The following is a 20,165-nucleotide window of genomic DNA, read 5'->3' on the forward strand; positions in this document are numbered from 1 at the left end:
CCGCAAGGAGAAAAGCCATGGCCAAAGAAGGCTCGGTAGCCCCCAAGGAACGCATCAACGTCACCTTCAAACCCGCCACCGGCGGTGCTCAGGAAGAGATTGAACTGCCGCTGAAGCTGCTGGCAATCGGTGACTACACCCACCGCAAGGACGATCGCAAAATCGAAGATCGCAAGCCGATCAGCATCGACAAGATGACCTTCGACGAAGTGTTGGCCAAGCAAGAACTGGGTCTGACGCTGAGCGTGCCGAACCGTCTGCAGGAAGATGGCGAGGCCGACGAGCTGGCTGTGCAACTGCGCGTCAATTCGATGAAGGACTTCAACCCGGCCAGCCTGGTCGAGCAAGTGCCTGAGCTGAAAAAACTGATGGAACTGCGCGATGCGCTGGTGGCCCTCAAAGGCCCGCTGGGTAACGCACCTGCGTTCCGTAAAGCGATCGAAGGCGTGCTCGCCGACGACGAATCCCGCGGTCGCGTACTCGGTGAGCTGGGCCTGAACGCCGCAGCCCCGGACGCCTGAGACTCCAGCCAAGGAAGCCAACACAATGAGCACTAGCGCAGCACAAGAGAAGAGCGCCGCCAGCGGCGAATACAGCATTCTCGACAGCATCATCGCCGAAACCCGTCTGACTCCGGACGACGAAGCCTACGACATCGCCAAGCGCGGTGTGTCGGCCTTCATCGAAGAACTGCTCAAGCCGCAGAACAACGGTGAGCCGGTCAAGAAGGCCATGGTTGACCGCATGATCGCCGAGATCGATGCCAAGCTCAGCCGTCAGATGGACGAAATCCTGCACCACCCGGACTTCCAGGCCCTGGAGTCGTCGTGGCGTGGTCTGCAGTTGCTGGTCGATCGCACCAACTTCCGCGAAAACATCAAGATCGAAATCCTCAACGTCTCCAAAGAAGACCTGCTGGACGATTTCGAAGATTCGCCGGAAGTCATGCAGTCGGGCCTGTACAAGCACATCTACACCGCTGAATACGGCCAGTTCGGTGGTCAGCCTGTGGGCGCGATCATCGCTAACTACTACATGTCGCCAAGCTCGCCAGACGTGAAGCTGATGCAGTACGTGGCCAGCGTTTCGTGCATGTCGCACGCACCGTTCATCGCTGCCGCCGGCCCGAAATTCTTCGGTCTGGAAAGCTTCACCGGCCTGCCGGATCTGAAAGATCTGAAAGACCACTTCGAAGGCCCGCAATTCGCCAAATGGCAGAGCTTCCGTACCTCGGAAGACTCCCGCTACGTTGGCCTGACCGTGCCGCGTTTCCTGCTGCGTAACCCGTACGATCCGGAAGAAAACCCGGTCAAATCGTTCGTGTACAAGGAAACCGTTGCCAACAGCCACGAGCACTACCTGTGGGGCAACACTGCTTACGCGTTCGGCACCAAGCTGACCGACAGCTTCGCCAAATTCCGCTGGTGCCCGAACATCATCGGCCCGCAGAGCGGTGGCGCGGTTGAAGACCTGCCGTTGCACCATTTCGAAAGCATGGGCGAAATCGAAACCAAGATCCCTACTGAGGTTCTGGTTTCCGACCGTCGTGAATACGAACTGGCCGAGGAAGGCTTCATCTCCCTGACCATGCGTAAAGGCTCCGACAACGCGGCGTTCTTCTCCGCCAGCTCGGTGCAGAAGCCGAAGTTCTTCGGCATCAGCGCAGAAGGCAAGGCGGCAGAGCTGAACTACAAGCTCGGCACCCAACTGCCGTACATGATGATCGTCAACCGCCTGGCTCACTACTTGAAAGTGCTGCAGCGCGAGCAACTCGGTTCGTGGAAAGAACGTACCGACCTCGAGCTGGAACTGAACAAGTGGATCCGTCAGTACGTTGCCGACCAGGAAAATCCGAGCGCCGAAGTGCGTGGCCGTCGTCCGCTGCGCGCTGCGCAAGTGATCGTCAGCGACGTTGAAGGCGAGCCGGGCTGGTACCGCGTGAGCTTGAACGTGCGTCCGCACTTCAAGTACATGGGTGCCGATTTCACCCTGTCGCTGGTTGGCAAGCTGGACAAAGAGTAAGAGCGACTCATGGACGGATACGGCAGCCTGTTCGAACGCCTCAACGGCGACGCGCAACTACGCAAGGGCAACAGCCTTGAGGCTTGTGCCATGGCGTCAGTGGCTGCCCATCTGGCCAAAATGCTCAGCACCCGGGCCGGCAGCGTGCAAACGCTGGCCGACTACGGGTTGCCCGATCTCAATGACATGCGTCTGAGCCTGCACGACTCCCTGAGTCAGGCCCGTCTGGCCATCGAAAACTTCATCGAAGCCTACGAGCCGCGCCTGAGCAACGTGCGTGTCATTTCCCTGCCGCGTGACCACGATCAACTTCGCCTGGCCTTCAGCATCGAAGGCCTGCTGGAAGTTGAAGGGTTCAAGCGTCAGGTCAGTTTTTCCGCGCGCCTGGATGGCAGCGGTCAAGTGAAGGTCACCTAAGGAGATCCCCGATGTCTGGCAAACCCGCAGCACGCGTATCCGACCCCACCGCTTGCCCACTTCCAGGCCACGGTACCAACCCGATCGCCGCCGGTTCCGGCGACGTGTTCTTCGACGGCCTCGCGGCCGCCCGCCAAGGCGATGCCTCGGCGTGTGGTGGTGCGATGGTCGGCGATCTGGCGACCACGGTTTTGATCAACGGCAAAGCGGCCGCGACCGTGGGTTCGGTTGGTATTCACGGCAACAAGGTCACGGCAGGTTCCGGGACGGTGATTATCGGCAATTCGCCAGGGTCGAGCTGATGACTAAGAAACACCTGAGTGGCGTTGTTCGTTCATGGACAGTCGATAGCGGGGCGTTCTGTCCATGACGCACATGTTCGGGTCGGCTCAATGAAACTCAGAGCCTGGCAATGTCTTGTCGCTTTTCTCAGCTCGGTTGGTTTGCTGGTGATTCTGGTCGGCTTCGCGCTGCTGTTGCGGATGGAAAGCTCGACCGAACCAAAGCTGTTCGCTCATCCCCACGCGTTGTGGATTGGCGCCGAGGATGGTGGGGTATTCGTCGAGATTACTAAGTCCGAAGCACCGGATTATTACGTGGAGATTCGCCACGAAAGTGGTGGGATGTGGACTGAGGGCTGGGTTCGATATGGCACCAGGGACAGCCATCCACTTAGCGCTGCAGCCATTGGTGGCTACGGCGGTGAAGAACTCTACGTCTATACGGGTGTCGCGATCACGCCGCAAAAACAGGGAGTTGCGCAGCGATGAATAAATACGTGCCAGCGACCCCGGGGCAGGAGACGGGCGCGTGACCGACTCGTCAAGCGAGATGCTCATGCTGGGTCGCGCGCAACTCAGCTTCTTCATGGCTGCATTGTGGCTGCCACTGCTGGCGGTGTTGGCGATCAGTTCCTATGACCTGTGGAATGGCGAGTATTCAACACCCGAGTCGTCCGGGATTTATTGGCAGTACCTGTTGTGGTGGGGAATTCCCGGGCTTCTGGGTTTCTCGCTGTGGATGTCCCGATCGGCGCAGAGCCGAAACGAGCAGCAGGCATTGCGGATGGTTTGGTGGGCGCCGGTGAAGTTCATCCCGTTCTATGCCGTGCCATGGATGCTGTATGGCTTGCTCAGTCTGGTCGTCGGTCAGCTCAGTGATGCCTACATGGCGTACGGCTGGATCTCGATTGTGCCGTTTCTCCTGATTGGCGGTTACGTCTGCGCCGGCGTGACAGTCGCGCTCTACAGGATATTTTTTTGATGAGTTCCACTACCAGGCAGGTAACCCGTGTCCTTTAACCACTACTACCAAAGCGAACTCACCGCACTGCGCCAACTCGGTCGCCGTTTCGCCGAGCGTAGTCCGGCGTTGGCTCCGTATCTGGGGCAGGCCGGGCGGGATCCGGATGTGGAGCGGTTGCTCGAAGGTTTTGCGTTTCTGACCGGGCGGCTGCGCCAGAAGCTCGATGACGAGTTGCCGGAACTCAGCCATTCGCTGATGCAGTTGCTGTGGCCGAACTACATGCGCCCGCTGCCGGCGTTCAGCATTTTGCAGTTCGATCCGCTCAAGCGTTCCGGACCGGCGTTGCGCGTCGAGCGCGATACGCCGATTGAAAGCAAACCGATCGAAGACGTGCGTTGCCGCTTCCGCACCTGCTACCCGACCGAAGTGTTGCCGCTGGATCTGGCTGCGCTGAACTACTCGGTGAAGGGCGACGGCTCGCTGCTCAGCCTGCGTCTGGAAATGAGCGCCGACGGCCACCTCGGTGAGCTGGAACTGAGCAAACTGCGTCTGCACTTTGCTGGCGAGCGTTACATCAGCCAGATGCTCTACCTGAGCCTGCTGCGCAACCTCGAGGGCATCGAACTGATCCCGCTCGACGGCGCCGGCAAACCGATCGATGGCGTCAGCGGCAAGCCGATGGCGTTCAAGATTCCCGGTGATCGGGTCAAACCGGTGGGCTTTGCCGAAGAAGAAGCGTTGATCCCGTATCCGCTGAACACCTTCCGCGGCTATCGCTACCTGCAGGAATACTTCGCCTTCCAGGACAAGTTCCTGTTCGTCGATGTGAATGGTCTGGACATCCTCAACGCGCTGCCGGAAGACACCCTCAAGCAGATGCGTGGCCTGGAATTGCGCTTCGATATTCGCAAGAGCGGCATCATGCGCATGCGGCCGACGCTGGATAACGTGAAGCTGTTCTGCACGCCGATTGCCAACCTGTTCGCCCACGACGCGCTGCCGATCCGCCTCGACGGCAAGCAGGACGAATACCTGCTGCTGCCAGCGGAATACGATCTGGAAAACTGCGGCGTGTTCTCGGTGGAAACCGTGACCGGCTGGAAGCCCGGCGGCCTCGGTTATCAGGAGTACGTGCCGTTCGAATCCTTCGAGCACGACCCGAGTTTCGACGTGCCCAATAGCCGTCCGCATTACAGCATCCGCCAGCGCTCGTCCTTGCTGCACGACGGCCTCGACACCTACCTGAGCTTCGGCATCCGTCACACCGAAGCCCACGAAACCCTGTCGATCGAGCTGATCTGCACCAACCAGAACCTGCCGCGCAAGCTCAAGCTGGGCGACATCTGCATGGCCTGCGAAGAGACGCCGGAGTTCTTGAGCTTCCGCAACATCACCCCGGCCACTTCCAGCTTCGCGCCGCCGCTGAACCGTGACTTCCTGTGGAAGCTGATCAGCAACATGTCGCTTAACTATCTGTCGCTGGCCGACGTCAATGCGTTGAAGGTGATTCTCGAAACCTACGACTTGCCGCGCTACTACGACCAGCACGCGGAGAAGGTCAGCAAACGCCTGCTCGGCGGCCTCAAGCACATCAAGCATCACCACGTCGACCGCTTGCACCGTGGGTTGCCGGTGCGCGGTTTGCGCACCGAACTGACCATCGACCCGGAAGGGTATATCGGCGAAGGCGACCTGTTCGTCTTCGCTTCGGTTCTTAACGAGTTTTTCGCGCTTTACGCCAGTCTCAATTCATTCCATGAACTGCGCGTAAAAAGCACACAGGGAGAGGTGTACCAATGGACACCACGTATGGGCCTGCAGCCCCTGCTTTAAGCGGGCTGACCAAGGTAATACGCGAGTACTCGCTGTTTCAGGCCGTGCTGCTGGTGATCGACCGGCTGCGCGAGGCACACCCGCACCTGAGCGAAGACGATCTGTACGACCACGTGGAGTTCCAGGCCAACCCGAGCCTGGGCTTTCCGCGCAGCGACGTCGATCGTGTGGAGTTCTTCGAAGAGCACGGGCAGATGCGCGCGCGCATGCGTTTCAACCTGATCGGCCTGGTCGGTTCTGGCTCGCCGCTGCCGGCGTTCTACGGCGAACAAGCCCTGGGCGACAGCGAGGACGGTAACCCGACACGCAACTTCCTCGATCTGTTCCACCATCGCCTGCAACGGCTGATGCTGCCGATCTGGCGCAAGTACCGCTACCGCGCAAGCTTCCAGAGTGGCGCGATTGACCCGTTCTCCTCGCAGCTGTTCGCCCTGATCGGCCTCGGTGGCGAAGAGATCCGCAAGGCCAAGGAACTCAACTGGAAACGCCTGCTGCCGTACCTCGGTCTGCTCAGCTTGCGGGCGCACTCGGCGGCGTTGATCGAAGCCGTGCTGCGTTACTACTTCAAGCACGAAGACCTGGTCATCGAGCAGTGCATCGAGCGCCGCGTGGAAATTCTCGAAGAGCAGCGCAATCGTTTGGGCCGCGCCAACAGCCTGCTCGGTGAAGACCTTGTGCTCGGCGAGCATGTGCGCGACCGCAGCGGCAAATTCCGCATTCACATCACCGAGCTCGACTGGCAGCGATTCCATGAATTCCTGCCGATCGGTTTCGGTTACCAGCCGCTCTGCGCGCTGGTGCGGTTCACCCTGCGTGACCCGCTCGATTACGACATCCGCCTGGTCCTGCGCCAGGAAGAAATCCGCGAACTGCGCATCGGTGAGCAGAACGCCTGTCGCCTCGGTTGGACCAGTTGGCTGGGCCGCGAAAAAGCGGACGGCGTGGTGACCCTGGGCAGCAAAATTCATTAAGGACGTGAGCCATGATCAACGTAGACCTGCAACAACTCATCCAGGCGCTGGACGCCGAAACCCGTCGTGACCTGGAACGTTCGGCCGAGCGTTGCGTGGCCCGTGGCGGCAGCAAGATCCTCGTCGAAGATTTGATGCTCGGCCTGCTCGAGCGTCCGAATGGCTTGCTCGCACGCGCGTTGCAAGATGCCGATGTCGATGCCGGTGAACTCAGTGCCGCGTTGCAATCGCGCGTCGAACACAGCGCTTCGCGCAACCCGGTGTTCGCCCCGGAACTGGTGCAGTGGCTGCAAGACGCGCTGCTGGTGGCCAACCTCGAACTGGGTCAGACCCAGGTTGAAGACGCCGCGCTGATCCTCGCGTTACTGCGTAACCCGATGCGCTACGCCGGCAGCCGTTATCAGCCGCTGCTCGCCAAGCTGAACATCGATCGCCTGAAGGAATTTGCCCTGTCGCAACAGGAGCAACCGGCGGCCAATGGCAAACCGGCCGCGCAGGGCGAATCGCTGTTGCAGCGTTTCACCCACAACCTGACCCAACAGGCCCGCGACGGCAAGCTCGACCCTGTGCTGTGCCGTGACGGCGCGATCCGCCAGATGGTCGATATCCTCGCCCGTCGTCGCAAGAACAACCCGATCGTCGTCGGTGAGGCCGGTGTCGGCAAGACCGCCATCGTCGAAGGCCTGGCGTCGCGCATCGCCGCCGGTGAAGTGCCGCAAGTGCTCAAAGGCGTTGAACTGCTGTCGCTGGACATGGGCCTGTTGCAGGCTGGCGCGAGCGTCAAAGGCGAGTTCGAACGTCGCCTCAAAGGCGTGATCGACGAAGTCAAAGCCTCGCCAAAACCGATCATTCTGTTTATCGACGAAGCCCACACCCTCATCGGCGCGGGCGGCAATGCCGGCGGTTCCGACGCGGCCAACCTGCTGAAACCGGCGCTGGCCCGAGGCGAGCTGCGCACCATCGCCGCGACCACCTGGGCCGAGTACAAGAAATACTTCGAGAAAGACCCGGCGCTGGCCCGTCGTTTCCAGCCTGTGCAACTGCACGAACCGACCGTCAGTGAAGCGGTGACCATCCTCCGTGGTCTGGCCCAGGTTTACGAGAAGAGCCACGGCATCTATCTGCGTGATGACGCGGTGGTCTCGGCGGCGGAATTGTCCGCACGTTATCTGGCCGGTCGACAACTGCCGGACAAAGCTGTCGACGTTCTCGACACCGCTTGCGCCCGCGTACGCATCAGCCTTGCCGCTGCCCCGGAAAGCCTTGAGCGCCTGCGTGGCGAATTGGCTGAAGGTGGCCGCCAGCGTCAGGCCCTGCGCCGCGATGCCGAAGCCGGTCTGCTGATCGACCACGAAGCACTGGACGCACTGGAAGCGCGTCTCGACGAAGCCGAAGACGAAATGGTCGCGCTGGAAACCCTGTGGACTGAACAGAAGCAACTGGCTGAGCGCCTGTTGGAATTGCGTCAGCAACTGGCCAAGGCCCGCGAAGCTGCAGCGGTCGAGCCAGTGGTCACCGTTGAAGAAGACGCCGAAGGCACCGTAATCGAAACCGTTGCCGCCGAAGTCGAAGAAGGTCAAAGCGTCGAAGCGCTGGAAGCCCAACTCAACGAAACCCACAGCGCCCTGACCGCCGCTCAAGTCAAAGAGCGTCTGGTCAGCTTCGAAGTGTGCCCGCGTCTGGTCGCCGAAGTGATCAGCGCCTGGACCGGCGTGCCATTGGCGCAGCTGGCCCGCGAGCACAACGCCAAAGTCGCCAGCTTCGCCACCGACCTGCGCACGCGCATCCGAGGTCAGGAACAAGCCGTGCACGCCCTGGATCGCTCGATGCGCGCCACCGCTGCCGGTCTGAACAAACCTGACGCACCCGTGGGCGTGTTTCTGCTGGTCGGCCCAAGCGGCGTCGGTAAAACCGAAACCGCCTTGGCCCTCGCTGACTTGCTGTACGGCGGTGATCGTTTCATCACCACCATCAACATGTCCGAATTCCAGGAGAAGCACACTGTTTCTCGTCTGATCGGCGCGCCACCGGGCTACGTCGGTTACGGCGAGGGCGGCATGCTCACCGAAGCCGTGCGCCAAAAGCCGTACTCGGTGGTGCTGCTCGATGAAGTCGAGAAGGCCGACCCGGACGTGCTCAACCTGTTCTACCAAATCTTCGACAAAGGCGTGGCCAACGACGGCGAGGGTCGCGAGATCGACTTCCGCAATACGTTGATCCTGATGACCTCGAACCTCGGCAGCGACCGCATCAGCGACCTCTGTGAAAACGGCGCGAGGCCAACCGCCGAAGTGCTCGAAGAAACCATTCGCCCGGTGCTCAGCAAACACTTCAAACCGGCGCTGCTGGCGCGGATGAAAGTGGTGCCGTACTACCCGGTCGGCGGCCCGGTGCTGCGCGAGCTGATCGAGATCAAGCTCGGCCGTCTCGGCGAGCGCCTCAACCGTCGTCAGCTGGATTTCAGCTGGTGCCAGAACCTCGTCGATCATTTGTCCGAGCGTTGCACGCAAAGCGAAAGCGGTGCGCGCTTGATCGATCACTTGCTCGATCAGCACGTGCTGCCGCTGGTAGCGGATCGTCTGCTCGACGCGATGGCCACCGGTGAAAGCCTCAAGCGCGTGCATGCCACGCTCGACGGCGAAGCCAGCGTGACCTGCGAGTTCGCCTGAGGTGGGTGTGATGTTCACTCAGGTGCCGCAGCCACTGGTCTATGCCGAAGCGTTGCTGGCGCAGTTCGCCAGTCTGTCGCGGGCGGCGGACGGTGCTGCGTTGCTGGGTGACTTCGTGCGTGGTCTGGCCGAGCTGAGCGGTTGCGAACTGACGCAGCTGTATCTGCTCGACGCCACCCACACGTGCCTGGGGATGAACGCCGAGTGCCTAGACGGAGCCTTGCAACCGCGTGAAGCGGCGAGCCTGCCGGCGGATTACAACGGTGAGCAACTGCTGCAATTCGCCCTGTGCCAGAACCGCGTGGTGTGCCTCGACGACTTGAGCGGCAGCCTGCACGAAACCAGTTTTCTGCCGGCGGCGGCTTCGCCGTGGCAGTCGCTGTTGTGCGTGCCGCTGGTCAATCAGCACAAGGCGGTCGAAGGCTTGCTGCTATGCGCCAGTCGACGTCGTACCCACCTGCAAGGCTTCGCTGATTCCCTCGGCCAACTTGGCTCGTTCGTGCTTGGCCAGTTGCATCTGCTGCAACGCTTGCGTCAGCCGCTGGCGGAATCGGCCACGGTGGCGCGCAGCGTGCCGAGCATCAGTGGTTATGGCTTGATCGGCAAAAGCGCGGCGATGCGCCAGACCCATTCGCTGATCAGCAAAGTCCTGCACAGCCCGTACACCGTGTTGTTGCGCGGCGAAACCGGTACCGGTAAGGAAGTCGTTGCGCGGGCGATTCATGATTGCGGCCCGCGCCGTTCCCAGGCGTTTATCGTGCAGAACTGCGCGGCGGTTCCGGAAAATCTGCTGGAAAGCGAGCTGTTCGGCTATCGCAAAGGCGCCTTCACCGGCGCCGACCGCGACCGCGCCGGCCTGTTCGATGCGGCCAATGGCGGCACGCTGTTGCTCGACGAGATCGGCGACATGCCGTTGTCATTGCAAGCGAAGATCTTGCGCGTGTTGCAGGAAGGCGAAATTCGTCCGTTGGGTTCCAATGACACCCACAAAATCGACGTACGCATCATCGCTGCGACGCACCGCGATCTGTCGACGTTGGTCAGCGAAGGTAAGTTCCGCGAGGACTTGTACTACCGCCTCGCGCAATTCCCGATCGAGCTGCCGGCGCTGCGTCAGCGTGAAGGCGACATCCTCGAACTGGCCCAGCACTTCGCCGAGAAGACCTGCACGTATTTGCAACGCGATCCGGTGCGCTGGTCGAGCGCCGCGCTGGAACACCTGTCCGGCTACAACTTCCCCGGCAACGTGCGTGAACTCAAGGCCTTGGTCGAGCGTGCGGTGCTGTTGTGCGAGGGCGGCGAGTTGCTCGCCGAGCATTTCTCCCTGCGCATGGAGCCGATGCCGGAAGACAACAGCCACTTGAATCTGCGCGAACGTCTGGAGCAGGTCGAACGTACTTTGTTGCTCGATTGCCTGCGCAAAAACGACGGCAACCAGACCCTCGCCGCCCGCGAACTGGGCTTGCCGCGACGCACGCTGCTGTACCGCCTCGGCCGTCTGAATATCAATCTGGGAGATTTCGATGGGTAGGCAAAACGTCATCGAAATCCCCACAAAAACCAATTTCAGCGCCGCCCGCAAGGGTCGGCGCTTTGTGCTTTGTCTACACCTGGAGACCCTCTGATGTCTTTTCGTCACTGGCACGCTGTCCTGCTGACCCTCGTCGTTCTATGCGGCCTTGGCGGCTGTAGCGGCAATTACAAATTCAACGACAACGACTATCGCCCGTTGGGTGATCCGCAAGCGGTCAATCGCGGCAAGTGACCGCAAGGAGCATCAAACATGGAATTGGTTTTCGAAATGCTGAACACCAAGCAGTTCGTGCCCACCGAGTTGTGCCAGAAGACCTTTAAACAGGCCGGCGGCGTGATCGGGCGAGGTGAGGACTGCGACTGGATCATCCCTGACCGCAAGCGTCACCTGTCCAATCACCACGCGATTGTCAGCTACCGCGAGGGCACGTTCTTCCTCACCGACACCAGCAGCAACGGTGTCCAGGACGGCGAGAGCGGCGCACGCCTGCACAAAGGCGAACCGGTGCGCATCGAGCACGGCAGCACCTACGTGCTGGGTGACTTCGAGATTCGCGCGCGCTTGGTCCGTGACCCGGCGACGTTCGACGGTGAAGTCGGCCGTCCGCGTGCCGCCGGCAGCATCATTCCCGACGACGCGTTCCTCGATCTCGACCCGCTCAATGCTCTCGAGCAGCAAGAGCGTGTGTACTCGGAAATCGACGAACTGCTGGCGCCGAATACCAAGCCTGAGGATTCCCGTCAGCGTGCCGACTACGCGCGCATCGACATGGAAAGCCTGATGGTGCCGGAGCTGATTGCCGCTCCGGTCGAACCTGAGCCCGCTCCGGCACCGAAAGCCGTTGAGCGTCAAAGCGAAGGTTTCTGGGAGCACTTCGGTGCGGCGCTGGGCGTCGATGTCAAAGGCCTCAGCCACGACGAACGCGAAGCTTTGGCGCTGAACGCCGCGCGCTTGCTGCGCCAAAGCATCGGCGGATTGCAGCAGAGCCTGCGCACCCGTTCCGAGCTGAAAAACGAACTGCGTCTGGCCCAGACCACCGTGCAAGGCACCAACAAGAATCCGCTGAAATTCGCCGTCGATCCGAGCGAAGCGCTGCAGATTCTGTTGCAGCCGAGCAAGCCCGGCCATCTGCCGGCCGAGCAAGCCATCTCCCGTGCGTTCCGCGATCTGCAGGCGCATCAAGTGGCACTGTTGACCGCCAGCCGCGCCGCCGTGCGCGGCACCCTGGAGCACTTCTCGCCAGAGCAACTGACCCTGCGTTTCGAACGTGACAACAAGCCGTTGATCGCCACCTCGGGCGGACGCTGGAGAGCGTTCGGCCGCTATCACCAGGCGCTGCGTCAGGACGATGACTGGAGCGAGCGTCTGCTGGCCCGTGACTTCGCCCAGGCTTACGAAGAACAGATCCGCCTGATCTCCACCCTCCACACCGACCACCAAGGATGATGCGCATGTCTCGCCGCTCGACCGCTTTTTTCAAGACGCTGACTGCGCTCACCGTACTGGTGCTGCTGGCCGGTTGCTCGTCGCTGTCGCCGTACTCGAAAGTGACCAAGATCAACCTGAAGCTGACCGGCAGCGATCAGCTCAACCCGGACCTCAACGGTCGGCCGTCGCCGATCGTCGTGCGCCTGTTCGAACTCAAGCACCCGGTGACCTTCGAGAACGCTGACTTCTTCAGCCTTTACGAACGCGCCAAGGAATCCCTCAACCCGGATCTGGTGGCCAGCGAAGAACTCGAGCTGCGCCCGGGTGAAACCGTGGAGATGAAGCTCAAGGTGGAAGAGGGCAGCCTTTATGTGGGCGTTCTCGCCGCTTACCGCGACTTGCCGGACACCCAATGGCGCCACACCATTCAGATCACTCCGCTGGAAGTCACCGAAGTCGATCTGACTCTGGACCAGACCGGCATCCGCAACACCAATCAAGTGCTCGCCAAGGCGGATGACTGATCATGAATACCCATAAAGTCATTTGGCAGGAAGGCATGCTGCTGCGTCCGCAGCACTTCCAGCACAACGATCGTTATTACGATCACCAGATGAAAACCCGCACCCAATTGCTCGGTGGCTACACTTGGGGTTTCCTCAATCTGGAGATCGACTTGCAGTTCCTCAACATGGGCAAACTGGTGATCAGTGAAGCCTCGGGGATTCTGCCGGACGGCAGCCTGTTCGAACTCGGTGGCAACACTGAGCCGCTGGCGCTGGACGTACCGCCAAACACCGGCAACACGCCGATCTACCTGGCGCTGCCGCTGGTCACCGGCAACCACATCGAGTCGCGCCGTCCGGAGCAGTCCGACGTGCTCGCGCGTTACACCGCGTACGACGCCGAAGTGGCCGACTCCAACGCCGGCGACGATTCCGCCAGCCAGGTCAGCTGCGGTCGCCCGGACTTCAAACTGTTGCTCGGCGAGCAGCAGAGCGATCAGGCCTACGTGAAACTGAAAATCTGCGACGTGCTCGACACCACGCCGGACGGCGTGATCAGCCTCGATCCGGACTTCGTGCCGACCTACATTCAGGCCCACGCTTCCAGCTATCTGCTGTCGTGCCTGAAAGAAGTCATCAGCATGCTCAACCACCGTGGCGACACGATTGCCGAGCGGATTCGCTCCAACGGCAAGGTTGGCGGCGCCGAAGTCGGCGACTTCATGATGCTGCAACTGATCAACCGCACCGAACTGCTGCTGCGCCACTACCTCGGCCTGGAGCAAGTGCACCCGGAAGAGTTGTACCGCACGCTGCTGACCATGCTCGGCGATCTGGCGACCTTTTCCGGCGAGAGCAAACGCCCGCGTCTGGACAGCCGCTACTCCCACGCCGATCAGGGCGGCAGCTTCCGCAAACTGATGGAAGCGATTCGTCAGGTGCTGTCGATGGTGCTCGAACAGCACGCCATCGAACTGATCCTGCAAGCACGTCAATACGGCATCATCGTCTCGCCGTTGCACGACCACAAACTGCTCGGCTCGGCGTCGTTCGTGCTGGCAGCCAGTGCCAACTGCGACTCCGAAGAACTGCGCCACCGCTTGCCGGCGCACCTCAAGGTCGGCCCGGTGGAGCGTATCCGCCAACTGGTCAACCTGCACTTGCCGGGGATCAAGGTCAAACCGTTGCCGGTGGCCCCGCGGCAGATCGCGTTCCACTCGAACAAAACCTATTTCATCCTCGAACTCAGTTCCGAAGACCTGGCACAACTCGAGCGCTCCGGCGGGTTCGCGTTCCACGTGTCCGGCGAATTCGCCGAGCTTGAACTGAAATTCTGGGCCATCAGGAACTGACCGACATGATCAAGGAAACGGATTACAACCAGGACGACAAAACCGTCCTGCTCGATCGTCAGGGCCACGGACCGGCATCGAGTCCGCTGACCGACTTCGCCGCGCCACCGCGTTTCGAGCAACTGGAAGAACGCATGATCTACGCCGCGCGCCTGCGCCCGGCCGAAGCGTTCAATATCAGCCTCAATTCGCTGGTGGCGGCCTCGTCCGAGCTGCTTTCGGAAGTGGTGCGCCTCAAGCACAGCGAAACCCGCGAAGACTTGTACGCACTCAACGAGCGTCTGACTGCCGGGCTGAAATTGTTTGAAGTACGCGCCCTGCACAACGGCGCCGAAAGCAGCCAGGTGATGGCCGCGCGTTACGTGCTCTGCACCGTGGTCGACGAAGCTGTCGTGACCACACCGTGGGGCAACGAAAGCGAGTGGTCGCAGATGAGCCTGCTGAGCAGCTTCCACAACGAAACCTTCGGTGGCGAGAAGTTCTTCCAGTTGCTCGATCGACTGTCGAAAAACCCGGTCAAGCACTTGCCGATGCTCGAGCTGATGTACCTGTGCCTGTCCCTCGGTTTCGAGGGCAAGTACCGCGTCCAGGCACGCGGCATGCTCGAACTCGAAGGCATCCGTGACGCCTTGTACCGGCAGATCCGTCAGTTGCGTGGCGACGTGCCGCGCGAGTTGTCGCCGCACTGGGAAGGCTTGAACGATCAGCGTCGCAACCTGGTGCGCATCGTGCCGGCGTGGATGGTGGTGTTGTTCACTTTCGTCTGTCTGGTGGTGATGTATTCGGGCTTCGCCTGGGTCTTGGGCGAGCAGCGCGACACCGTTCTGCAACCTTATCAGCCGCTTGATCCGGCCGCGGTGCAACCGCAGTCGCAGCCGTAAACAGGGACGTGTGATGAAAAAGTTTTTCAAGAAAGTCGGCGCCTTCCTGCGCCAGACCTGGGTCTGGACCTTGCTGCTGGTGCTGTTCGTGGCGCTGCTGGTGTGGTTCGTCGGCCCGTTGTTGGCGGTTGATGACTACAAGTTCTGGGAGAGCGCGACCTCTCGCTTGCTGACCATCGCTGTGCTGTTCCTGATCTGGGGCCTGACCATGGTCTTCGTCAGCTGGCGCAGCGGTATCCGCAAGAAAGCCGAGGAAGAAAGCGAGGACGGCCAGGACCGCATTCGCCGCGAAGAGCTGATCGACGAAGAACAGAAGGAGTTGAAGGCGCGCTTCAAAGACGCGCTGAAAACCCTGAAGACCTCGAGCCTGTATCGCGGCCGCAGCGAACGCTGGCGCAGTGACTTGCCGTGGTACTTGCTGATCGGTCCGCAGGCATCCGGCAAGACCAGCCTGCTGGACTTTTCCGGTCTGGAATTCCCGATCAACAAGATCGACCGCAAGCTGACCCGCGACACCCTCGGCACCCGTCATTGCGACTGGTACTTCGCCGACCACGGTGTGCTGATCGACACCGCCGGGCGCTACATGACCCAGCCTGACGCAGAAGTCGACGGCAGCGCCTGGACCACCTTGCTGGAGCTGCTGCGCAAGCGTCGTCGCGGGCGTCCGTTGAACGGCGTGTTGGTGACCATTCCGGTGGAAACCCTGCTCGGCGGCAGCGAACAGGACATCGATACCCTGGCGCGCCAGGTACGTGGTCGCCTGCAGGACGTGCATCAGAAACTGCACGTCGACGTGCCGGTGTATCTGGTCCTGAGCAAGGCTGACAAGCTGCTCGGCTTCGACGAGTTCTTCGATCAACTGACCCGCGAAGAAAGCGATCAAGTGCTCGGCACCAGTTTCCGCAAGGATCAGGTCGGCACTGACGTTGCTGTGCTGCGCAACGAGTTCGAAGAGCTGCTGCGTCGCCTCAACAGCCAAGTGATCATGCGCATGCACTCCGAGCGCGACACTCAGCGCCGTGGCCGCATCCTCGACTTCCCGCATCAACTGGGGCAGATCGGCGAGCGCCTGTGCCTGTTCGTCGACATGGCGTTCACCGGCAACCGCTATCAGCGGGCCACGCAACTGCGTGGTTTCTACCTGACCAGCGCGCCGCACCTGACTCAAGAGATGGATGCGACCACCGCCGGCATCGGCGCCAGCCTCGGCATGAGCGCCGGCGTGCTGCCGACCCTGCGCAGCGGTCGTTCGCGGTTCATCCATCACTTGTTCAGCCAGGTGATTTTCCCAGAGGCCGATCTGGCCGGTCTGGACAAGCGCGAACGCAGCCGCATCCATTGGGGCCAGCGTGCGCTGTACGTCGGTGCACTGGCCTCGCTGGCACTGTTCGGTATGCTTTGGGCGGGCGGTTTCTCGGCCAACTACGAGCGTCTGGAAAACCTGCGCAACCTGGCGCAGAACTGGACGCAGCAGCGCACGGCTTTGTCGCCGCGTGATGACGCCATGGGCGTGCTGAAAACCCTCGATACCAGCTACGCCGCGACGCAGGTGTTCCCGAAGAAGGGCGACGTGTCGTATCACGAGCGCGGCGGTCTGTATCAGGGTGAAGACGTCAATCCAGTGGTCAAAGAGGCTTACGAGCGCGAGCTTGAAAAGCAACTGCTGCCACGAGTGGCGACCATGCTCGAAGGGCAGATCCGCGCCAACATGAAGGACCGCGACCGCCTGCTCAACAGCCTGCGCGCGTACCTGATGTTGAACATGAAGGATCGTCGCGATGCCGCGTGGCTCAAGGACTGGGTCGCTACTGACTGGTCGACGCGCTATACCGGCAACACCGCCGTACAGAACGGTTTGAGTGCGCACCTCGATCGCCTGCTGAAGCAGCCGTTTATCTACCCGCTGAACGACCAATTGGTCACTCAGGCGCGTCAGGTATTGCGCAGCGAATCACTGGCCACCGTGGTTTACCGCATGCTCCGCGAGCAGGCGCGCAACCTGCCGGACTATCGTTTCAGCCAACACCTCGGCCCACAAGGCTCGCTGTTTATCGGCACCGAATACGTGATCCCGGGGTTCTACACGCAAACCGGTTATCAGCAGTATTTCTCGGTACAGGGTTCGGCGCTGGTCACCGACATCCTGCGTGACAACTGGGTACTGGGCGAGGGCGCCGGCATCAGCGACATGGACTTGCGTCGTCTGATGGTCGAGCTGGAGCAGTTGTACTTCCGCGACTACGCCAACTATTGGAGTGAAGCCGTAGGCCAGGTGGCCCTGCCGCCAATCAGCGACGCCGGTGAAGGCGCTGAGCAACTGGCGGGCCTGACTTCGGCCAACTCGCCGGTACTGGCGTTGCTCACCGAAGTGCGTGAGAACACCCGCTTCCAGGCCGCTGCAGATCCTGTCGAAGAAGCTGGCGACGCTGCTGATGCACTGGCCGGGCAGAAAGGCAAACTGGGTAAAGTCGGCAAACTGGCCTCTGCCGTGGCGGACAAGGCTTCGGCCCTGAACGTGGCGAAGACCCTGCCGGACACCGCGAAGAAGTCGCTGCAACGCCGCTTCGAACCGCTGCATCGTTTGCTCGATGACAACAACGGCCCGGCGGCGGACCTCACGCCTGCACTGAGCGCGCTCAACGACCTGCAACTGCAACTGGCCGGTCTGGCCCGTTCCAGCACGCCGGAACAAGCCGCGTTCGAAATGGCGAAAACCCGCATGAGCGGCCAGCGTGATGCGCTGACCAACCTGCGCAATGCCTCCGGTCGTCTGCCGCGTCCGCTCAGCGTGTGGTTCAACGTGCTGGCCGAAGACTCGTGGCGTCTGGTGCTTAACGATGCTTACCAGTACCTGAACGGCCGTTATCAGAACGAGCTGTACAGCGTGTATGGCAAAACCATCAGCAAGCGTTATCCGTTCAGCGCCAGCAGCACCAGCGACGTAGCGATCAGCGATTTCCGTGAGTTCTTCCGCGCTCAAGGTACCGTCGACCGCTTCTTCGACAGCTACCTGCGTCCGTTCGTCAGCGGCGATCCGGGCAACTACCGCATGCGCAGCGTCGACGGTCACAGCCTGCCGGTGTCGAAAATGTATCTGGACCAGATGGCGGCGGCGCTGACGATTCGGCAGAGCTTCTTCTCGATCAACCCGGCCGAGCCGACCGTGCAGTTCAAACTGGAGCCGTACACCCTCGATCCGGCGGTCAGCCGTTCCGAGTTCAAGTTCGGCGACAAGACCATGGAATACCGCCACGGTCCGATCCTGCCAATGTCGTTCAAATGGCCGACCGATGCTGAAGACGGTCGCACCAGTCTGGTCATGGACAAAATGGCCGGGCGCCCGATCGGCATCGAGAAGAACTCCGGCCCATGGTCGCTGTTCCGCCTGTTCGACCTGATGCAGACCGAGTACCTGAGCGGTCGCGACGTGCTGGTGCTGAAAGCCGACGTAGGTGGCCTGCGCGCCAACTACCTGCTGACCAGCCAGCGCACGCCGAACCCGTTCGACATGGGCGTACTGCGCACCTTCCGTATGCCGGTGCAGCTCTGATGCTGGTGGCCAGTGCCTGGCGCAGCGCGGCGCGGACCGACCCGGGCAAGGTGCGGGCGCGCAACGAAGATGCCTTCCTCGACTCGCCACAGCAGGGGCTGTGGGTGGTCGCGGACGGCATGGGCGGTCATCAGGGTGGCGACATCGCCAGCCAGTTGATCGTCGCCAGCCTGGCTGAACTGCCGCAACACGAGGACTTCGACGAACGCCTCAAAGCCATTCGCCAGTGCCTGCACTGGTTGAACCGGCGCTTGGGGCAGGAGTTGACGGTGACCGCCGGACGCCACGACAGCATCATGGGCAGCACCGTCGTGGCGCTGCTGGTGGAAGGTAATCGCGCGGCCTGCATCTGGGCCGGTGATAGCCGTTGTTACATGTGGCGCGGGCAGCGGCTGTATCAGCTGTCCAAGGATCATTCGCTGCAACAGCAATTGATCGACGAGCAACAAATGAGCGTCGAACAAGCGGCGGCACACCCGGCGGCTCAGGCCTTGACCCGAGCCGTCGGCGCCGCCGAACAACTGACCCTGGATGTCCTCGAACTTGAGGTCTATCCGGGTGATGCGTTTTTGCTCTGCAGCGATGGTTTGTATCAGGGCCTGAGCAGCGATGCCCTCGGCAACGCCCTCAGCCTCAGCGCGCCGCACGTGGCGCTGGAACGTTTGTTCGACGGTGCCCTGCGTGGCGCCGCGCGCGACAACCTGACAGCCGTGGTGATCCGCCAATGACTGAAATCGAATCCTCAGTCGATGACTTGCTGATGAGCGAAGAACAGGCCAACAACCTGACCTACTTCGCCTTCGCCAAGGAAAACAAGGCAGAACCTTTGCTGGCGCCGACCAAGGCCAGCATCGGTGCACTGCCGGACGTACTCGCCGGTCGCTACCACCTCGAGCGCCTGCTCGGGGCCGGTGGCATGGGCGCCGTTTACCGGGCGCGGGATCTGCTGCACGAACAGTTCGGTGATCCCGATCCTTACATCGCGCTGAAAATCCTCAGCGAAGAATTTGCCGAATCGCCGGACGCCAGTGCCTTGCTCTACAGCGAGTTCGCCCTGACCCGGCGCCTGCGCCACGACAACGTCGTGCGTGCACACACTTTTGAAGTCGACACCGATTGCCAGCGGGCCTTCATCACCATGGAATACATGCGTGGCCTGACCCTGGACAAATTGCTCTGCGAGCGGCCCCTCGGCCTGCCGTGGCAAGAGCTGCGCGACATCGTCCTGCCGCTGCTCGACACGCTGGCCTACGCCCACGGTCGCGGCGTGCTGCACGGTGACATGAAACCGAGCAACGTCATGCTCAGCGAAGACGGCTTGCGCCTGTTCGATTTCGGCCTCGGTCAGGCAGAGGAGGGCGTGATGCCCGGCCTGCCGCACCTGAGCCGCGAACGCTTCAACGCCTGGACCCCGGGCTACGCCGCCCCCGAACTGCTTGAGGGCCAACCGTTGTCGGCCAGCGCGGACGTGTACGGCGTGGCCTGCGTGATCTATGAACTGGCGGGCGGCAAACACCCGTTCCGCCGCTTGCCCTCGACCCAGGCCCGCGACGAGCATCTGGAGCGCGAGCTGCAAGCACCGGCGAACTTACCGAAACACGGCTGGCCAGCGCTGCGAACCGCGCTGAGCTTCGACCCGGCAGAACGCAGCATCACTGCCCAACAATTGCGTGACGCCTTGGGCGCCACTTCGTCCTGGCTGCAACGTCTGCGACTTCGGGCGTAACGGATGACATTCGAACAGGGAGCACTTT

At 61.5% G+C, this 20,165-nt stretch carries 17 protein-coding genes and 1 pseudogene; all 18 read left to right on the forward strand.

Annotation, left to right across the window (positions count from 1 at the left end):
- Positions 1 to 17: 17 nt before the first annotated feature.
- The 18 genes and pseudogenes from tssB (at position 18) to H8F23_RS22075 (ending at position 20,137) form a co-directional block, all read left to right on the forward strand.
- Entirely contained in the window at positions 18 to 521 is a 504-nt protein-coding gene (tssB, locus tag H8F23_RS21990; protein WP_003229587.1) for a type VI secretion system contractile sheath small subunit, read from the forward strand.
- Between the two features lie 25 nt (positions 522 to 546).
- Positions 547 to 2,022 (forward strand): type VI secretion system contractile sheath large subunit, encoded by a 1,476-nt coding sequence (tssC, locus tag H8F23_RS21995; RefSeq protein ID WP_016772499.1) that lies wholly within the window; start codon positions 547 to 549, stop codon positions 2,020 to 2,022.
- 9 nt (positions 2,023 to 2,031) lie between these two features.
- Positions 2,032 to 2,439, forward strand: coding sequence for a type VI secretion system baseplate subunit TssE (tssE, locus tag H8F23_RS22000; protein WP_007920274.1), 408 nt, complete (start codon positions 2,032 to 2,034; stop codon positions 2,437 to 2,439).
- A gap of 11 nt (positions 2,440 to 2,450) precedes the next feature.
- Positions 2,451 to 2,726: pseudogene (locus H8F23_RS22005) on the forward strand (PAAR domain-containing protein); the annotation flags it as partial.
- Between the two features lie 105 nt (positions 2,727 to 2,831).
- Positions 2,832 to 3,209: a hypothetical protein gene (locus H8F23_RS22010; protein WP_194935764.1), complete on the forward strand. Its 378-nt coding sequence runs from the start codon at positions 2,832 to 2,834 to the stop codon at positions 3,207 to 3,209.
- A 40-nt stretch (positions 3,210 to 3,249) separates the two neighbouring features.
- Complete coding sequence (locus H8F23_RS22015; RefSeq protein WP_194935765.1) at positions 3,250 to 3,702, forward strand: hypothetical protein; 453 nt, start codon at positions 3,250 to 3,252, stop codon at positions 3,700 to 3,702.
- Between the two features lie 27 nt (positions 3,703 to 3,729).
- Positions 3,730 to 5,517, forward strand: coding sequence for a type VI secretion system baseplate subunit TssF (gene tssF / locus H8F23_RS22020; protein WP_194935766.1), 1,788 nt, complete (start codon positions 3,730 to 3,732; stop codon positions 5,515 to 5,517).
- Positions 5,481 to 6,488 carry a type VI secretion system baseplate subunit TssG gene (tssG, locus tag H8F23_RS22025; protein ID WP_016985779.1) on the forward strand — a complete coding sequence of 336 codons (1,008 nt, stop codon included), beginning with the start codon at positions 5,481 to 5,483 and terminating at the stop codon, positions 6,486 to 6,488. Before tssF ends, tssG begins: the two co-directional genes overlap by 37 nt.
- 11 nt (positions 6,489 to 6,499) lie before the next feature.
- Positions 6,500 to 9,157 (forward strand): type VI secretion system ATPase TssH, encoded by a 2,658-nt coding sequence (tssH, locus tag H8F23_RS22030; RefSeq protein ID WP_194935767.1) that lies wholly within the window; start codon positions 6,500 to 6,502, stop codon positions 9,155 to 9,157.
- A gap of 10 nt (positions 9,158 to 9,167) precedes the next feature.
- A complete protein-coding gene (locus H8F23_RS22035; protein ID WP_016985781.1) occupies positions 9,168 to 10,688 on the forward strand; it encodes a sigma-54 interaction domain-containing protein in 1,521 nt (506 codons plus the stop codon).
- 93 nt (positions 10,689 to 10,781) lie between these two features.
- Positions 10,782 to 10,922: a type VI secretion protein gene (locus H8F23_RS22040; protein ID WP_194935768.1), complete on the forward strand. Its 141-nt coding sequence runs from the start codon at positions 10,782 to 10,784 to the stop codon at positions 10,920 to 10,922.
- An 18-nt stretch (positions 10,923 to 10,940) separates the two neighbouring features.
- The gene (gene tagH, locus H8F23_RS22045; RefSeq protein ID WP_007920298.1) at positions 10,941 to 12,137 is read left to right on the forward strand and encodes a type VI secretion system-associated FHA domain protein TagH; all 1,197 of its coding nucleotides are present in this window, start codon (positions 10,941 to 10,943) and stop codon (positions 12,135 to 12,137) included.
- Between the two features lie 5 nt (positions 12,138 to 12,142).
- Positions 12,143 to 12,643, forward strand: coding sequence for a type VI secretion system lipoprotein TssJ (gene tssJ / locus H8F23_RS22050; RefSeq protein ID WP_095119786.1), 501 nt, complete (start codon positions 12,143 to 12,145; stop codon positions 12,641 to 12,643).
- 2 nt (positions 12,644 to 12,645) lie between these two features.
- Positions 12,646 to 13,977, forward strand: coding sequence for a type VI secretion system baseplate subunit TssK (gene tssK, locus H8F23_RS22055; RefSeq protein ID WP_007920300.1), 1,332 nt, complete (start codon positions 12,646 to 12,648; stop codon positions 13,975 to 13,977).
- A gap of 5 nt (positions 13,978 to 13,982) precedes the next feature.
- On the forward strand, positions 13,983 to 14,858 hold the full coding sequence (icmH, locus tag H8F23_RS22060; RefSeq protein WP_016985783.1) for a type IVB secretion system protein IcmH/DotU: 876 nt from the start codon (positions 13,983 to 13,985) through the stop codon (positions 14,856 to 14,858).
- 13 nt (positions 14,859 to 14,871) lie between these two features.
- Positions 14,872 to 18,411: a type VI secretion system membrane subunit TssM gene (gene tssM / locus H8F23_RS22065; RefSeq protein ID WP_194935769.1), complete on the forward strand. Its 3,540-nt coding sequence runs from the start codon at positions 14,872 to 14,874 to the stop codon at positions 18,409 to 18,411.
- Positions 18,411 to 19,139 carry a PP2C family protein-serine/threonine phosphatase gene (locus H8F23_RS22070; RefSeq protein WP_038359322.1) on the forward strand — a complete coding sequence of 243 codons (729 nt, stop codon included), beginning with the start codon at positions 18,411 to 18,413 and terminating at the stop codon, positions 19,137 to 19,139. The genes tssM and H8F23_RS22070 overlap by 1 nt, the downstream gene beginning before the upstream one ends.
- Entirely contained in the window at positions 19,136 to 20,137 is a 1,002-nt protein-coding gene (locus H8F23_RS22075; RefSeq protein WP_095119789.1) for a serine/threonine-protein kinase, read from the forward strand. Before H8F23_RS22070 ends, H8F23_RS22075 begins: the two co-directional genes overlap by 4 nt.
- The last annotated feature ends 28 nt before the right edge of the window (positions 20,138 to 20,165 follow it).

This window comes from Pseudomonas neuropathica, assembly GCF_015461835.1.
In the GTDB taxonomy this organism is placed as follows: Bacteria; Pseudomonadota; Gammaproteobacteria; order Pseudomonadales; family Pseudomonadaceae; genus Aquipseudomonas; species Aquipseudomonas neuropathica.

Coding starts and splice junctions, on each gene's coding strand:
- tssB (WP_003229587.1), top strand. CDS start 18: ATGGCCAAAGAAGGCTCGGTAGCCCCCAAGGAACGCATCAACGTCACC.
- tssC (WP_016772499.1), top strand. CDS start 547: ATGAGCACTAGCGCAGCACAAGAGAAGAGCGCCGCCAGCGGCGAATAC.
- tssE (WP_007920274.1), top strand. CDS start 2,032: ATGGACGGATACGGCAGCCTGTTCGAACGCCTCAACGGCGACGCGCAA.
- H8F23_RS22010 (WP_194935764.1), top strand. CDS start 2,832: ATGAAACTCAGAGCCTGGCAATGTCTTGTCGCTTTTCTCAGCTCGGTT.
- tssG (WP_016985779.1), top strand. CDS start 5,481: ATGGACACCACGTATGGGCCTGCAGCCCCTGCTTTAAGCGGGCTGACC.
- tssH (WP_194935767.1), top strand. CDS start 6,500: ATGATCAACGTAGACCTGCAACAACTCATCCAGGCGCTGGACGCCGAA.
- H8F23_RS22035 (WP_016985781.1), top strand. CDS start 9,168: ATGTTCACTCAGGTGCCGCAGCCACTGGTCTATGCCGAAGCGTTGCTG.
- H8F23_RS22040 (WP_194935768.1), top strand. CDS start 10,782: ATGTCTTTTCGTCACTGGCACGCTGTCCTGCTGACCCTCGTCGTTCTA.
- tagH (WP_007920298.1), top strand. CDS start 10,941: ATGGAATTGGTTTTCGAAATGCTGAACACCAAGCAGTTCGTGCCCACC.
- tssJ (WP_095119786.1), top strand. CDS start 12,143: ATGTCTCGCCGCTCGACCGCTTTTTTCAAGACGCTGACTGCGCTCACC.
- tssK (WP_007920300.1), top strand. CDS start 12,646: ATGAATACCCATAAAGTCATTTGGCAGGAAGGCATGCTGCTGCGTCCG.
- icmH (WP_016985783.1), top strand. CDS start 13,983: ATGATCAAGGAAACGGATTACAACCAGGACGACAAAACCGTCCTGCTC.
- tssM (WP_194935769.1), top strand. CDS start 14,872: ATGAAAAAGTTTTTCAAGAAAGTCGGCGCCTTCCTGCGCCAGACCTGG.
- H8F23_RS22070 (WP_038359322.1), top strand. CDS start 18,411: ATGCTGGTGGCCAGTGCCTGGCGCAGCGCGGCGCGGACCGACCCGGGC.
- H8F23_RS22075 (WP_095119789.1), top strand. CDS start 19,136: ATGACTGAAATCGAATCCTCAGTCGATGACTTGCTGATGAGCGAAGAA.